Source organism: Pseudomonas fluorescens, from assembly GCF_000802965.1.
GTDB classification, from domain to species: Bacteria; Pseudomonadota; Gammaproteobacteria; order Pseudomonadales; family Pseudomonadaceae; genus Aquipseudomonas; species Aquipseudomonas fluorescens_A.
The window spans coordinates 183582-200614 of sequence record NZ_JSAK01000002.1; the positions used below are offsets into that span (position 1 = coordinate 183582).

Genomic DNA, 17033 nt, shown 5'->3' on the forward strand with positions numbered 1-17033 from the left:
GTTTTCCTACAGCGGCAGACAAACGCGAAACAGGGCGCCTTCGCCAATCCGGCTTTCGACGGTAATGGTACCGCCATGGGCGGTCACAATCTGTTCGGAAATAAACAATCCGAGACCCAGCCCCGCAACCGCGTGTTTGGCTGTGACGCGCTCGAACTGCTGGAAAATCCGTTGCTGGTTTTCTTCGCTGATGCCAATCCCGAGGTCTCGCACCTCCACCCGGGCCTGATTGTTCTCACTGTACACCTTCACGGTGATCGGACTCTTGGCACCGTACCGCAAGGCGTTGGTCAGCAGGTTGGAAATCACCTGTTCGATGCGGAACTCGTCCCAGTTACCGACCACCGGTTGCTCGGCTTCAAGGGTTACGGAGGACTCGGCGGCATCGATCTGCGCGGCAAAGTTCTGCAACAAATTGCGCACCCGCTCGGACAGATCGAAGCGCGACGGTCGAATCGACAGCTTGCCAGTGCGAATCCGCGAGACGTCAAGCATGTCTTCAATCAGGCGGATCAGGCTCTTGATCTGCCGTTCGTCGCGATCAACCATCGCGTGCATCTTGTCGAGGGTAAACGCCGATGCGTTATCCCGGGCCAAGTGCATTTTGCGCAATTGGGTTTCGAGAATCAGGCCATTGAGCGGCGTACGCACTTCATGGGCAACGATGGACATGAAGTCATCGCGCATGCGCACGGCCTGCTCCAGCTCCAGTTGCGTGCTCTGCAACCGCTGGAGCAACGCCTCTTGCTCGCGGCGGCTCTGCTCCAGCGCTTCGACCTGTTGTTTCATGGCCTTGCTCTGGCGATACAAATCGACGAAGACGTTAACCTTGCTCTTGACCGCGTGGATATCCAGCGGCTTGTGCAGGAAGTCCACGGCGCCGCTTTCATAGCCTTTGAACGCGTAATTCAGTTCGCGGCCCGCGGCACTGACGAACACGATCGGGATGTTTTTGGTTTTTTCCGTGCCGCGCATCAACTCGGCCAGTTCAAAGCCGTTCATGCCGGGCATCTGCACGTCGAGAATGGCCATGGCGAATTCGTGTTGCAGCAACAACGACAAGGCTTCGTCCGCCGACAACGCCTTGTACACGATACGGTCTTCACGCTTGATCAGCGCTTCAAGTGCCAACAGATTTTCCGGCAGATCGTCGACGATCAGCAGTTTGGCCTGGATATTACTTAGCATGCGATTCGTTCCAGCTCGACAAGCAGACGGCCGATGCCGTGGATAGGGAGAATGTGGTCTGGCTGATGAAAGTCCAGTGCAGCCAGCGGCATGGTGGCGACCTGCGCCTCGTCCGGGTCCTGAATAATGGTCAGGCCGCCACGGTGCTTGACCTGCGCCAGACCGTGGGCGCCATCGCGGTTGGCGCCGGTGAGCAACACAGCGGCCAAGGTAGGGCCGTATGCATCCGAGGCGGACTCGAACAGGAAATCGATGGCTGGTCGGGAGTAATGCACGCGGTCTTCCAGGCTCAAGGAAAAACTACGGTCGTGCTCCACCGACAAGTGATACCCAGGCGCCGCAAAGTACAGCGTGCCGGGTTCCACCGGCGTCTTGTCATGGGCTTCCAGTACGGGCAGCGACACTCGCCGGGCGAATACCTCGGCCAAGTGGCTGCGGCGCTCGTCTGGCAAGTGCAGCACAACAATGATTGGCAACCCAAAGCCCTCGCGCAGCGGGGCAAGGATGGTCAGCAACGCCTCTACGCCGCCGGCCGATGCACCGATGACGATGGCTTCAATGGACGGCAAGCCCGTTTCACTGTTCATGATTTGCGGTAAATCCGTTCCTGTTTGACCAACGGTTCGAACTGATTGCCGAAGGCTGAAAAATCCGGGGTTTCCTTGCTGCCAAGCACCAGAAAACCACGGTAGCAAAGAGATTCATGAAACAAGCCGAACGCTCGATCCTGAAGTTTTTTATTGAAGTAAATCAATACGTTGCGACATGAAATTAATTGAGTCTCTGAAAAGACACTGTCGGTCGCCAGACTGTGATCGGCGAACGTCACGTTCTCACACAGCGACTTGTCAAAAATCGCGTAGCCATACGCCGCCGTGTAGTAGTCGGCGAATGAACGCTGGCCACCTGCCTGTTGGTAGTTGGAAGTGTAGGCGCGGACATTCTCCATGGAGAAAATCCCCTGCTTGGCTTTGTCCAGCGAGCGCGGATTGATGTCGGTGGCGTAGATGATGGTCCGATCGAGCAAGCCTTCCTCACGCAGCAAAATCGCCATCGAATAGACTTCTTCGCCGGTGCTGCAACCGGCGATCCAGATCTTGATCGATGGGTAGGTCTTGAGCAGCGGCACCACTTCCCGGCGAATCGCGAGGAAGTGCGACGGGTCGCGAAACATCTCACTGACCGGAATCGTCAGCAATTGCAGCAGCTGCATGAACGCCGTCGGGTCGTGCAGGACCTTTTCCTGCAAGGCCGAAATGGTGTTGCACTCGAACTGGCTCAGCGCGTGGCTCACCCGGCGCTTGATCGATGCGCCGGAGTAATCGCGAAAATCGTAGCTGTACTTGAGGTAGATCGCCTCGATCAACAAGCGCAATTCGATTTCGCTGTTCCGTTCGCCTGAATAATTGCGCTCCACTTAGATACGTTCCATTTTCGGTAACCACACACGAATCAGTGAAAACAGGCGATCCAGGTCGATGGGCTTGGCCAGGTAATCGTTGGCGCCCGCTTGCAGGCAGCGCTCCTGATCGTCCTTCATGGCCTTGGCCGTCACCGCAATGATCGGCAGCTTGCGCCAGCGCGGATCCTTGCGCAGTTCGATGGTGGCTTCAAACCCGTCCATCTCCGGCATCATCACGTCCATCAACACCAGATCGATGTCTTCGATTTCATTCAATCGTTCAATCGCTTCACGACCGTTTCGGCCAATGACCACGACTGCGCCCTTTTGCTCCAGTGCGCTGGTGAGGGCGAAGATGTTGCGTACATCGTCGTCCACCAGCAGCACCTTGCGCCCCTCGAATACCTTGTCGCGACTGCGCGCAGTCTTGAGCATCTTCTGTCGATCATGGGACAACCGCGATTCGACTTTGTGCAGAAAGAGTGTGACCTCATCCAGCAAGCGCTCGGGTGAGCGCGCGCCCTTGATAATGATCGAGCGGGAATACTTGCGCAGTTCGGCCTCTTCGTCCCGGGTCAGGTTGCGCCCGGTGTAGACGATGACCGGCGGGAACGAGCAGATTTCCTCGGTGGACATGCGCTTGAGCAGGTCGTTGCCGAGCATGTCCGGCAACTTGAGGTCGATGATCATGCAGTCGAAGATCGTGGTGCGCAGCAGCTCCAGGGCTTCCTGGGCGAGGCCGACTGCGGTGATCTCAATATCTTCGTCGCCGATCAGTCGGGAAATGCTGTCACGCTGCAAATCGTCGTCTTCCACCAGCAACACGCGTTTGACCTTCTGGGTCAGCTTGGCTTCGAGCCGGGCGAACACGTCTTTGAGTTCTTCACGGGTGGTCGGCTTGACCGCATAACCAATGGCGCCCATGTGCATCGCCGCTTCGACCCGATCTTCGACGGAAATCACATGCACCGGGATATGCCGGGTTTCGCCGTGTTCCTTCAGGCGTTGCAGCACGGTCAACCCGGAATGGTCCGGCAGGCGCATGTCCAGCAGGATGGCGTCTGGAAGGAACTGCCGCGCCAGGTCATAGCCTTCATCGGCGCCGTGGGCCACCAGGCACTGATAACCCAGTTCATGGGCCAGGTCGTAGAGGATGTGCGCGAAATTCGGCTCATCCTCCACCACCAGAATGCAGCGAGTAGTGAACGGTGCCTTGTTGCGGTCATCGTCGAAGCGGGGAATCTCTTCGGTGATCAACGGCGCCAATGCGGCGGGGGCTACGTGAGAGACCGTCGCCACCGCGACGGCGCGCATCGGCGCGGCAGGTTCTTCGCCTTGTTCAACGTACTGTTGCGGCAACACCAGGGTAAACACACTGCCCTGCCCCGGCGTACTGGTCACGCTGATGGAGCCGCCGAGCAACGCCGCCAGATCGCGGGAAATCGACAAGCCCAATCCGGTGCCGCCGTAACGCCGATTGGTGGTGCCATCAGCCTGGCGGAAGGCTTCGAAAATGCTTTCGTGTTGGTCGGCGGCGATGCCAATCCCGGAATCGCGGATGCTGAAGGCAATGCCATCGTTCGGCGCTGCGGCAACGCTCAGGCTGACGCTGCCTTTTTCGGTGAACTTCACCGCGTTGGACAGCAGGTTTTTGATGACCTGTTCCAGGCGCTGGCGGTCGGTGAACATCATTGCCGGTACGCCGTCCTGCAACTCGACGTGGAATTCCAGCTGCTTGTCCGCCGCCAATGGCTGGAACATCCCGCGCAAGCCGTCCACCAGACGCGCAACGCTTGTAGTCTCCGGGCGGATTTCCAGCTTGCCGGCTTCAACCTTGGAAATGTCGAGAATGTCGTTGATCAGGTTGAGCAGGTCATTGCCGGCGGAATAAATCGACTCGGCAAATTTGACCTGTTCGGCGCTGAGGTTTTCCTGGGGGTTTTCCGCGAGCAGCTTGGCCAGGATCAACGAACTGTTCAACGGCGTGCGCAGTTCGTGAGACATGTTGGCGAGGAATTCCGATTTGTACTTGCTGGAGCGTTGCAACTCCTCGGCGCGCTCTTCGAGCTGGGCCTGGGCCTGATTGAGTTCAGTGTTTTTCAGGTCCATGGCATCGCGTTGCTCGGCCAGGATCTCCGCCTGCTCAGCGAGTTGTTCGTTGGTCTGCTCCAACTCGACTTGCTGGGTTTCCAGGTGGGCCTGGGACTCCTTGAGAATTCGCGACTGTTCTTCCAGCTCTTCGTTGGCGGTCTTGAGCTCTTCCTGCTGAACTTGCAGCTCTTCGTTGAGTTGCTGGGTCTCGGCCAAAACTTCCTGCAAGCGTTGGCGATAGCGCGCCGCCTCAATAGAGGTGCCGATGTTGCCGGCAATCAGTTCGAGCAATTCAATGTCACGCTCGTCCAACGGACGCAGGAAACCCAGTTCGATAACCCCGTTGACCCGTTCATCTTCAGTGGTCGGCACCACCAGCACACTGCGTGGCAAACCTTCGCCGAGGCCGGAACTGACCTTGAAGTAGCCGCTCGGCACGTTGTCGAGACGGATCAGCCGCGCCTGATGCGCCACTTGGCCGACGATGCCTTCGTCGCTGTAAATCTGTTGATCGATGGCTTCCTGCTCACGAGAAAACCCGTACGACGCCACTCGCCGCAGACCGCCGTGTTCTTCGCGCACATAAATGGCGGCCACGGCGCTGCCCAGGTACTGCGCACAGAATTGCAGGATGTTGCGACCCAACACATTGAGAGACAGTTGCCCCAAGACTTGCTCGGCCAGTTCGGTCTGGCCATTGCGCAGCCAGGCTTGCTGCTCCAGGCGATGGGCACTGGCCTGCTGTGCCGCCAGCGTCGCGCCGTAGCTTTGCGACAGGCTAACCAAGTCGCGACGGCCGATATACGCCAGCAAGCCACTGATACCAGCGATGAACAACAGGTAAAGGGCGATGCTCCAGATCGTGGTGCGGCGCACTTCTTCATTGCGCGCGGCACGCAACTGTTGCTCCATGTCGATCACGTCTTCGAACTGCTTGCGAACCTCGTCGGTCAGGCGCTTGCCCTTCCCGGTCCGAACCGCACTGCGGTAATCGCCGCTGGTTCGCTGCAAGTCGATCATCGATTGCGCGTAAGCGCCCCACTCCTGTTGCAAGGACTGCAAACGGTGCAGGCGGTCGGTTTGAACCGGATTATCGGCGGTCAATTCAAGCAAGGTATTGAGCACGACTTCGACACGCGGTTTAGCGGTTTCGTAGGGTTCGAGAAACTTGTCGTCGCCACTGAGCAGGAAGCCACGCATTCCGGTTTCCAGGTCGACGGTCAGCTTGACCGCTTCATTGGCGTTATTGATCACCCGATCCGTGTGCTCGACCCACTGGATCGTCGACAACAAATAAGTAATCAGCGACACGAAAAAAACCGCACTGATAGCACCGACGCCCAGCGGCAGGCTGATGTTGCGGCTCAGGATTTTGCGGAATCGTTGCTCATCAACCGAAGACGCAGAGGTCATAGTCAAGCCTTGTCGAACTGGTGAAAACCAAGGAGTTTGCCCCAAAAGTGCCGAATGGATCCATTTTTCTGACGTGTTTTTGCGCAAAGTCCTACATTGAGCTGCTTCCGCGCCAAGGGAGCGGTTATCCTTCTGCTCTACTCTTTTTATATCGCGTTGGGAACTTGTCGGGATCCGCCACTTACTCATGCAAGAGGGCCGGCGATTTCGACCGACCGGCAACCGCCCATCATTTTTTGAGAATCCGACTATGTCCGCTAACGCCTCCATCATCCTTGTCGTCGAAGACGATGCCATCGTGCGCATGCTGATTGTCGACGTGCTGGAGGAGCTGGAGTTCAAAGTGCTTGAAGCGGATGGCAGCGAACAGGCGCTGGAGTTCCTCAACGATGAGGATCAGTACATCGATTTGATGATGACCGACGTAGGACTGCCGGTGATGGATGGCCGTGAGCTGGCCGTTCAAGCGCGGATGCTACGACCTGAGTTACCCATCCTGTTTGCCAGTGGTTATGCCGAAAGTATTGATGTGCCTGAAGGTATGCATGTCATTGGTAAACCATTTTCCATTGATCAGTTGCGGGATAAGGTCAAAGGGATTCTTGGCAGTTAATAAAAGCGTGCCGCCTGACACACGGAACTTTACACATATTCCCATCACTTTTTTAAGAAGCGTTTCGCTTATCTTTCTGCGCTTGATGCCTTGGTCGCCCGATTCCGTGGGGGGCCAGGATTTTCCTCGTCTTGCGAATCGATAAGAGTCCACATGCCTCCCGTTAATGCTAATGCAACAGCCTTCCTTACGGTTCCGAACTCTTTCCAGCCCGCTTTGCCGCCACCGGCCAATAAGCTTTCCGGTGCGCAGGTGCGCAATAGTCCGACGTCTCGAAATATCCAAATACTGCCTGAACGAACCTCTGCCGGGGGTAGTCCAGCACCTCGTGATTCGAAACTACCGATTTCATGCCCGAAATACAAAGGCCTGTTGGGCGCTAAAGATATCCCCGAGAGTTTGAAAGAAGGCTTGATATACGATCAGGAGTCCCTGGAAAAAAGCTGGTCAAAAGTCGTGACGCTGCTCCAAGAAAGGCACGTGTCGGAGAAAGATGTCTACCAGACACTCAAATCCGGTTTTCTGCAAACATCGACCGGAAGAGTACTGGCCCCACTGTTTGTCGAGTCGATCATGCGTTCGATCAGGCCGCTCGGGAACCTCAAGCCAGAAAAATTGCGTGAGTTTGTCGAAGTCATCTGTCTTTTGCCCCCAGCGCGGTGGGCAGATAGCTTCGGAGAAAACGTCAACTTTCCCCGAGGCAAATACGGTGAGGGCGTACATGGAATCATCCAGGATCAACTGACGTCTGCACGGGCGGAACGAGATCAGAAAATCGCCGCTGGCGAGTTGCTCGACGATGACACATGGAAGGTACTGCGTGCTTTCACACAGGAGATGCGTGAACTCATTCTCAATTCAAGTGAGGGTGGGCTTGACGTAACTTTGGAAAAACTCGAAGACCTTATTCATGTAAGGCCATCACCAAAAGAAGCAAAAATGCTGATGGACGATTTAGTCCAGGGCATGAGTGAAATCAACTCGAATGAGTGGGAGGGTTTGCTTTCTTTATTCCCAGCCATGGTGCAGACGCTCAACCATCGTTTAGAGGCGATTGAGATTGTCGATAATCGGCCTGACCGTTCTTGGCTTGAGGAAATAGCTGCGCTGGGCGTATTCAGCCCTATCTCCCCCAAGGACATCGGGGGCGCCGTAAACTCCATGGTGCTAACGGCTCACAATTTTGCCTTTGGCGTTACGCCTGAGCCAGCCTCCGCAGAGAAAACGCAGAGCGCATCACCGTCGCGGTTGCTGTCGACGATGCAAGAGATCGAAAAAAAATCCAGCTTTTATAATGAAGTGGTTACAACAGGGCCGGGCGTCCCCAAAGGTCTTGCGGCTAGAGTGCTGTATGCAGTAGACGCGATGCATACGGTGGGGCTGATGGACGTATTGCCAAATTTACAACTTAACCCACCCGCTACTCCAATAACTGCTCTCGCCATACTGCCAAAGTCAGCAACAGTCCAAACGCCCGTTACGCTGAAGGTGCAGGTGGAGGGACTGGAAGCGGCGGTCAATGAGTTTATAGCAACCATAAAGCCCCAAACGGGAACCGTTTCAGAGGAAAAAGTCAGCAATGACCCGGGGGCTGATCCGTCTCCCGCATCGGCGACACCTATTGAGATGCTGGAACAGTTGGCGCAAGCGGGTAGTGAAGTGATGGGCAAAATCGATCGTTTTCTGAGATTTCCGGAGGTTTCGGCCTCGCCTCCTGAAAGCATACCGTTGAGGGTGCTGGGCTCAAATGGTCCAGCACTCAGCGCCATGGAAGCGGATGAGGAATATGATCCTCTGCACGCTGAGCCAACCTATGCAGATACCGTTAAACCATCCCCATCATGGCGAGAGACCCTTGCCCCTGCAATCAATCAGCTAGTCTCCCAGCTAGCCTCGGTACTCAACACCTTTGGTGGCTACGCTGTCGGGACCGCCGCTTCCGGTTATCAATTGGCCAGGAACAATCCGGCAACAACCGCTGTCGTGGGTTTAGCCGGAGGAGCGTTCCTCACGGCGCTCGGGACTTACCTTACTTTCTTTAAAGAACAACTCCCGGAACAGGCACCCGCTGATACCTCGCCAGCCAATACTCTACCGCCCTCGGAAAACGACGCAGCACCGACCCAACAACAGATTGATGATGAATTGGGGTCGGTTGCAGGCACTTCCGTCGTTACTCCGCCAAGCCTTGTTTCTACGCCCATCGCAATCCCGACTAATGACCGGCAGAAGACCACTGGCGGGTTAAACACGGTTGATACCACCGACTCTACAGAGTCTGGCGAAGAAACAACTCCCATCCAAAGTACGACTCTCCCGCCAGAGCAAGTCGATTCCTTGCCGGACGATGATTTCCCCGTCGTCGAAACCGCTGCGTCGCATCAGCAGCGGATCGATGATGAAATCGAGAGGATTGTGGGCACCCCCGTCGCCAAGGGCCTGCCTCCCCTGTCAGAAGACATCCTCCAACTGATGTACCAGTCACCCGAGCACAATCTGCTCAATGACGTGCAATTGGTTCACAAGGTGGCGCTGCTGCTGGAACAACCCAGCAAAACCGACCCCGACAAAACCTACGTGGAGTTGATCCAGGAGGTCCAGGCACACTCGCCGGCCCAGACTCAACCAACTCAGTCTGAGACGACGACTCAATCCACGCCACGCCCCGCGTTCGCGCCAATAAGAGTCAGGCGTGAAGGGAACTTTGCTGGCCCTCCTGCATTGCCTGCCATGGCGGCAATGAGCGCCGCTAATGATGTTGATACTCCATTCAGTGACGAAGCGCGCCTGGATCAGTACCTGGCAACCATGGCTGCGCTCAAGAGTCTTGAAGTCGCTCCTGGTCAGGTCATCGAAGATGATATCGACACTGCCGCCGACCCCGACCTGGACGTCGCACGCGAGGTGGTCAAGTTGTTGCGTGGCAGACGCAGTGCCGTATGGTCTGACACTTCGCGGGCTGACGGTGACAAGCAACTGTTGTCCAGATACACCACGAAGGTACTCGAGTCCTTGGAGTTCCCGATGACGGCCACCAACATCGATGTGCCGACACACTCCACCTTCGGCCAGTGCTGGTTGAACTATTACAAAGCGTTCAAGAACCCGTTCTTCGCAGAGTGGGCTGACAAGGTCGGACTGGACCTGGCGACGGTGAAGATTCATCTCGACACCAATACCCTATCCGGCATGACCAATTTGCAACGGACGGCATTCACGCTGACGGACAACTCCGGCTGGGCCAGCGTGTGTGGTCCGATACTCAAGGCAGCCCACGTCATCAGCCCCACGCATCACACCGTGGCATACCCCCTTCCCGCTGGAGCCGTGCCATTCCCGCTGGTAGCGGCGTTTCATGGAGAAAACGAAATGCCGGACATGGCCACTGCTCAGCGGCGTGCCAGAGAGCTGGACGCAAACGGGGCATTTTTCCCACTCCCTGCTGATGACCTTTTGAGGCCCGCCGAGCCAAGATCCGAAGCTGCAGTTGAAAGCCAAAAACAACATCTCGGGAATGTTTACAGCAATCACCGTTTAGTCATGGCCTTGAATAGCCTCATTCAAGGGAAATCCGATGATGCCAGCGTGAAACTCGATGATGTTTTAATGGCGCCCTCGTTTGATTCAACGTTCGCACTCAAGCATCCGGCAGAAGCCCAAAGGATGGTCAGTGCGCAGCGCTACATCAGTGCCAGTGGCTGGACAGTGCCGACGAACGTTGCCCAGGCACGTAATCTGGTGGAAGTCTTGAGCACCGCCATTCCCGATAGCCCGAAGACGGGGAACTTCTGGGGGGCGTTTGCTTATCCGCGTCCCTTGACATCCAGCCAACGAAATATCATCGCCAGTGAAACGCGCAGCTTTTTGGGCAGAAGTGCAGTCAACGGGCTACTTGAAAAACTGTTGCAGGACAAGTCATTCACCAACCCTGCCCAGGGCCTGAAGCTCGCGCTGAATTCTGAAGAGGCGAAAACGCTCGGCAGGACGCTGGAGTTGAAACTTAATGCTCTACCAACGCCAGGCAGTACGGCTGAATGGGCGATGGCAGCGCTACTACTTGATCTTGATTCCACCCCAGGCCAGCCGCGCAACCATGTCGCCGGGTACGACTTGACACAACAAGCTAACCTCGGGGCAAAACCCTCAGAGGTGGTCTCAGCACTCGAGCAGTACCTTGTGGCGCAAGGCAAAGTAACCGCCACAACAGCGCCTGCCGCGGCGTATCACTTACTGGCCGGCAGTGCACCTGAGTTTCTGGTTCGAAATATGCCGGATAACCTGATCTGTGGCACACACACCTGGACAATGCTCAGGATCGCTGTATCGCGAATAGAGCAACTGTCCCCGGGTGCGTCTTCCGGGATGAAGTTTGAGGACGTAATGAAATATGGCGATCTGGCGCCTATTACCGTAGGCCAGGAAATCGCTGTTCAATCGCTTTCGGTAAACCCTCTCGTCGATTGGGCTATCGCCAACGGGGTCATCGTAAAAAACGCCAGTGACTCATACTCACCGGAGCAGGTGACGATTGCCAGTGAGAAATTCCAGAGCGTCAGGCAAGAACTCGCCCATGCTCGGGATTATCTGACAACACCGACTCCAACCCGAAAAGCGCTGGCGTTGGCTGAGTTGACGCGTGTTTTTGGTGAGGGTTTGCCATATGAAGATAAATGTTTTAGATATTCCGCTACGGCCATGAACCAACCGACTTATTCGCTATTGGATATTTACATCACAGGTCGATATGAGCTCGGTAAATATTCGTCAACGAATAACAGATTACCCGTTGCTACCGTGGACGCCAAATTTGGGCAACTTAAGAATGTTGCCCAGATGTTTGAGCTTGAATTCAACAAATATTTTGATGATTTACAGACTGGATCGCAGTCAATATTCAAACACCTCGTATCGCAATTGCCGATAGATGACCGCAGGAGCCTTGAGTACGGCACGCAGAAATTTTATTCGGTGCGCAGACAGGCCAAAGTCGACCAAAACAGCCTGACATCCGAGGTAAAGGATAATCATAAAGGTCGACATGGGATCCTGATACGTTCCCAACACGAGGACAAGGTAAGTTACTTTGAGGTGTTCCCTTCGTCTCTGTAAATTCGCAAACGAACGGACTTGCCCGACTCGCTCCCGCTGGGGGGAACTCCTAAAACGGTCAAGTACCCAGGCAATGCCGGCGCCCCCATCGTTATAGAGGGTTCAACACCCCAACGATTCGATTGGAGAGCCTATGGAAGAGGAACGCCACCACGAGAAAACGCAATGTCGATGGTAATCATCGACGAAATAATTCCGCAGACACTACGCATAAAGTCTCCGGGGTTCGGTTATACCTTTGGCGTCGTACCCAATGCATTTGCACCCGGTTCCTGGCTAAGCCATATTGCCTCCGTCGCAGTAAAAGAACACTTTATTACTGGGCGAGAACAATTACGCGAACTGGCAAAAGGCGTGACAACGTGGGAAGCAGAACAACAATATTCCAATGATGTCATGGGTTTTTTTGAAAGTTTGATACCTTTCAAATCATGCGTTGATAACATACAGAGCGGACAAATCGTAGACGCAGCACTTGACTGTACGCTCGATGCTGCAGGCTTTGTTATCCCCGGCTTCGGAGTCGCGGGCAAAATCGCACAAGTCGCAAAGTCCGGCGCCAGATTCATTCCTAAAGTTCTGAAGATCACATGGATCGCTGGCAGCTACATCGTAATCAATGCCAATCCGCTGGACGGTGTTGGCGATCTGTTGAAAGCCGGTGTCAATGTGGTGGGTAAACTGGGAGCGCGAGCTTATAGCGCAGCCAGCAGCGGAATTGAGCAACTCAAAAAACTGTACGGCACGACAAAGGCTGTTGATCCGGTTTTCGTCGCAAAACGGGCCGACATTGCCCAAGGAACTATCGGTGCTGCGCCGATCGGAGGCCAGGCAGAAAAAGTCACAGCCGTGTTCAAGGACGGCAAATGGTATGACTACGACGTCGCCAAAAACCAGGCCTACGGCCCGCCACTCGAAAACTTCAGCCCGGACAGTTCCATCACACTGGAGCGGACAACGTTCAGTGACGGTTCAACTGCACTCACCAACTCCCGGCTGTTCGACGCTGAACCGCATGTAATTCATCGCTCGACACATACCGATGTTGTGGTTGGCGAAAAGGTGTATCGCCTCGATCCTAAAAATCCGGGGGTGCTTAATGACTTGTCATCGCCAGTTTTCTTTAAACAAGTAGAGGGCTTCGAGGACGTATGTAGTCTGGGCCGAATTACCAAACGTACCGGGAATCTCTGTTTCTCGAAAAAGGTTGTGGGAGGACAGTCTCGCCCCTTGAAACGACTGCAATCCATTCAACACAAGCGTCTTTTTCCATCATTATCTGTAAATGGACGTCCCCGCCAGGTAGTTCAGGAGCGACGCTTGTTTACCGTTGCCACTAATAACAACATTCAAACGCTTATTCCCTCCCCCTTGAAAGAACCACTGCAATACAAACTCCATACTACGGGCAAAATTATTCCGGACAAGCACTTTGGCCTACCCAACAAGGAAGTGGATGCCGATCTTGCCAAGCACACCCTCGTAGTCAAACTCGACGGCATCGTCCATGGTGTCGATGACCAACGAGACGCTAGAGGTTTTCTGGTCAATTACGACTACCAGAATACAGGAATGAAAACCTATCTGGTGGTGGAGTCAGACACCGGGCTTTTCTACTACTGTGACTACGGTGCAGCCACTGTCAATAACATCGTATTCAAGAAAATAGACCTCCAATTCTCTGATAGCCTTGACAACGGTCTTATAACGGAACATGACAAACTAAAAGATCAATACCTGACAGCAGCAGGCATATCGATTAACAATGATTTTGTCGCATTGCCTCCATTGGATTCCATTTATATGGATCTGATATTAAAAAAAGGCTTTACGCATAAAAAAATCTCGGATCTGAAAGCGAAAACGGCACTGCTTACGGATGAGAAGAAACGTGAATTCATTCTTGCCGTATGGAACAGAGGCAATATTCAAAGCGTCGAAGTTGCTGCCTCGGCCATCAAAGTCGAACCGATTGCCAAGAGGCCTGGCTTCAATCAACTTTCGGCTACAGAACAAAACAAGGTCTATGCCGAACAAGCGAAATCACAAGTAGATGAACAGTTCAAGGCGACAGGTCTGAGATCGGCCAATCAGGTTATCGCGAATGATCCGACTGATATTCAGCGCCAAGTGCTCTCCAGCCCTGTGGTGATTTGGGTCCAATCCAAGACAGATTCACCAGATTATGCAGATGTGATACTCAGGACAGGCGCAGGAAACTGTGACCAGATGGCCTGGGCCGCCAAAAAAATCATTGATGAGAGTGGAGGCATTGCCGAGATATGGCAAATGCCGGGCCACACCTTCACTGTGGTGGGAGTGCCTAGTGGAACGATTGGCAAGACCGTCGATTTCAGTGAACCCGCGTTCAAAGATGCCTGGGTCGTTGACCCATGGGGTGGGATCAGTTGCCCCGCGAACGAGTTCATCGTTCATCTTGATCTACGAATGTCGGTATGGCAGGCAGAAGGAAAAATGTTGTTGGCGCCTGACGCGCTTAATCCCACCGGCCCCCACATTTGGGAAAGCCCGACGGATCCAGAATGGATCAATGACATTCTAAATGGAGAGAAATTTCCTATGCTCTGAACAAAGGGTAAAAAAGCGGAATATGATTCCGACGCCGCATAAATGGCGCCTCTGACCCAGGGGCGCCAGCTTGTAATAAATGTTTTAATCCCATCCCTTGCCTTCCTTCCTCACACCCCCGTTGTTTCAAGGTACTCCCACTCATGATTCAGCCCCACGCAACCAAAGTCCTGATCATTGGCTACGTCTGGCCCGAGCCCCGTTCTTCGGCAGCAGGCGGACACATGATGCAAATCCTCGAGACGTTTTTGCAGCAAGGCTGGGACATCACCTTCAGCAGTCCGGCCAACAGCGGTGAACACCGGGCCGACCTCACGGTGCTGGGTATTCGCGAAGTACCGATCGAGTTGAACAACAGCAGCTTCGACACTTTCATCAGTGAACTGTCGCCTGACATCGTGCTGTTCGATCGTTTCATGATTGAAGAACAGTTCGGCTGGCGCGTTGAAAAGCACTGTCCTGACGCTCTGCGTGTACTGGAGACTTCCGACCTTCAAAGCTTGCGCGATGCCCGGCACCAGCGGCTGAAGGCGCGTTTGAACGCCAGTAACGACACCAACGACTTCAGTGATTTGTTCGCGCCGGCGTTGCGTGAGGAATTCGAGTTCATGGCAGATACCGATCTGGCCAAACGGGAAATCGCGGCGATTTACCGCTGCGATCTGAACCTGATGATCTCCGAAGTGGAAATCGAGTTGCTGGTCGAACAATTCAAAGTGCCACGCGACTTGCTGCACTGGTGCCCGCTGATGGTCGATTTGCCGGGTACTGCGACCATATCGTTCGAGGATCGTGCTCATTTTCTGCACATCGGCAACTTCCGCCATGCGCCCAACTGGGATGCGGTGCTGTGGTTGAAGACGGCCATTTGGCCGCTGATCCGCGAGCAACTGCCCGCCGCGCAACTGCACATCTACGGCGCTTACACACCTCCCAAAGCCACCGCACTGCACAATGCCGCCCAAGGGTTTCACGTAATGAACTGGGCGGAAGACGCGTTGCAAGTCATGTCCGCGGCCAGGGTATGCCTGGCACCATTACGCTTCGGTGCGGGGATCAAAGGCAAAATCGTCGATGCCATGCTGTGCGGCACGCCTAATGTCACGACGCCCGTGGGGGCGGAAGCTATGCATGGGGAAGAACCATGGCCCGGCTCTGTGACCGGTAGTGCACGTGAAATCGCCGATGCCGCGGTCCGACTTTATAAAGACAAAGAACTATGGTTGTGCGCCCAATCCCATGGGCAGAGCTTATTGGCCGATCGCTATCAGCAGTCGATACATGGTCCGGAATTAATCAGAAAGTTATCGCACTGCAAGCAACATCTGGCGCAACTTAGAGCCAATAATTTCACCGGCAGCATGTTGCGCCACCATCACCACAAGAGCACTCAATATATGGCTCAGTGGATTGAAGCAAAAAACCGCACCCTGTAAATTACAACATAGACAGCGCACAACAAACGAACAAACCGATTACACTCTCGACCAAACTTATTATTGGCAAAAACCTATTTAATCGCTATAAATATCCCGCACTTCGCCACCTTTATAAATCTATAAATGTGGCGCTCTTATTAATTCGATGCAAGGATGCATTAATGAGCAACTTCAATACTTACGAATGGATGAAAGCCACCCCAGACATTGACACTCTATCCCTCGGCGAGATGACACTTCCAGGCACCCACAATGCGGGTTGTGACAAGGAAGCATCCTACGCGCTTGCACCTCCCCGCAAGTATGTAATCTGTCAGGACGTCCCGTTTTTCTCCCAACTTAGCCGTGGATCAAGAGCGCTGGACGTCAGATTGTTTTACGACGCTGACGCAGTAGGACTGGCAAGATTTCGCTTCCACCACAACAACCATTTATCTTCGCGAACTCTCGGAGACCTTGTAAGCGACATCAAGGATTTTCTTGTAAAAAGCAATAATGAATTCATAGTGCTTGCCTTTCATAAATTGAATGACGGGAAGGAGGCGTTTGATTCAAATACTTCAACGCCATGATGCGGGAGCATCTTCGCGAGCAAATGATCCCAACCGCAAACCGCCATTTGAGTCTGGCCAAACTCAAACAAATCAGTCCATTACAGCGGGTGTTGGTAGCTGCTCCGCGGCAAAGAGACTTGGACTACAACTGGTTCTGCGAAAAAATCGAGCATAAATGGATTGGCGAAACCTTTGTCAACCCTGTTGAACTGAACAAATACATTGCCGAAGTCATGAAAAAACCGCCCGTCCAAGGGGAGTTTTGGTCGCTTTCCGCAACCTGTTATGACGCGTTTGGCCCTGAAGAAATTCGAGATCATCTCGATTCCTGGTTTGATACAGAAAAAAGTGACTGGGCAACAAAGTGCAACATTATCAACTTCGACTTCATAAACCACTCAAAAATCGTTTCTTACTGCCGAGTAGCAAACCTGATAAAAGCCGGAAAAAAATACCCAGTAACACCAAGCCATTAATTAGCTATATTTGTGGAAATATTTCCATGACTGGCAATACCGCCACGCACTTCTATGCTGGATCATGAAAGTCTTGTTCTGAGGCGAATACTACGGATGTGGACACCCTCCACATCCGTCACATGGACTTCCTCACCTCACGGATGGGATGAGATCAAC

The 17033-nt window shown here is 54.0% G+C and carries 10 protein-coding genes; 6 read left to right on the forward strand and 4 right to left on the reverse strand.

What is annotated here, in order from left to right; translation table 11 throughout:
- Window positions 1–6: 6 nt before the first annotated feature.
- From NL64_RS02395 to NL64_RS02410, 4 genes are read right to left on the reverse strand one after another with little or no spacing between them, the layout of a single operon-like run.
- The gene (locus tag NL64_RS02395; RefSeq protein WP_034146555.1) at window positions 7–1188 is read right to left on the reverse strand and encodes a hybrid sensor histidine kinase/response regulator; all 1182 of its coding nucleotides are present in this window, start codon (window positions 1186–1188) and stop codon (window positions 7–9) included.
- The gene (locus NL64_RS02400; protein ID WP_034146556.1) at window positions 1182–1775 is read right to left on the reverse strand and encodes a chemotaxis protein CheB; all 594 of its coding nucleotides are present in this window, start codon (window positions 1773–1775) and stop codon (window positions 1182–1184) included. Before NL64_RS02400 ends, NL64_RS02395 begins: the two co-directional genes overlap by 7 nt.
- Window positions 1772–2605, reverse strand: a complete 834-nt coding sequence (locus tag NL64_RS02405) for a CheR family methyltransferase (protein ID WP_034146557.1) — start codon at window positions 2603–2605, stop codon at window positions 1772–1774. Before NL64_RS02405 ends, NL64_RS02400 begins: the two co-directional genes overlap by 4 nt.
- The gene (locus NL64_RS02410; RefSeq protein WP_034146558.1) at window positions 2606–6094 is read right to left on the reverse strand and encodes a response regulator; all 3489 of its coding nucleotides are present in this window, start codon (window positions 6092–6094) and stop codon (window positions 2606–2608) included.
- 250 nt (window positions 6095–6344) lie between these two features.
- Here NL64_RS02410 and NL64_RS02415 point away from each other — a divergent pair, with 250 nt between their 5' ends.
- The 6 genes from NL64_RS02415 to NL64_RS30950 all read left to right on the forward strand — a co-directional run bounded on the left by NL64_RS02415 (window position 6345) and on the right by NL64_RS30950 (window position 16874).
- Complete coding sequence (locus NL64_RS02415; RefSeq protein ID WP_034146559.1) at window positions 6345–6707, forward strand: response regulator; 363 nt, start codon at window positions 6345–6347, stop codon at window positions 6705–6707.
- A gap of 153 nt (window positions 6708–6860) precedes the next feature.
- Window positions 6861–11816 carry a hypothetical protein gene (locus NL64_RS02420; RefSeq protein WP_155292706.1) on the forward strand — a complete coding sequence of 1652 codons (4956 nt, stop codon included), beginning with the start codon at window positions 6861–6863 and terminating at the stop codon, window positions 11814–11816.
- A 165-nt stretch (window positions 11817–11981) separates the two neighbouring features.
- Window positions 11982–14405, forward strand: coding sequence for a hypothetical protein (locus tag NL64_RS02425; RefSeq protein WP_034146561.1), 2424 nt, complete (start codon window positions 11982–11984; stop codon window positions 14403–14405).
- 143 nt (window positions 14406–14548) lie between these two features.
- Window positions 14549–15841: a glycosyltransferase gene (locus tag NL64_RS02430; protein ID WP_034146562.1), complete on the forward strand. Its 1293-nt coding sequence runs from the start codon at window positions 14549–14551 to the stop codon at window positions 15839–15841.
- Between the two features lie 164 nt (window positions 15842–16005).
- Entirely contained in the window at window positions 16006–16416 is a 411-nt protein-coding gene (locus NL64_RS30945) for a hypothetical protein (protein ID WP_367379610.1), read from the forward strand.
- Window positions 16417–16439: 23 nt separating this feature from the next.
- Window positions 16440–16874, forward strand: coding sequence for a hypothetical protein (locus NL64_RS30950; protein WP_367379611.1), 435 nt, complete (start codon window positions 16440–16442; stop codon window positions 16872–16874).
- The last annotated feature ends 159 nt before the right edge of the window (window positions 16875–17033 follow it).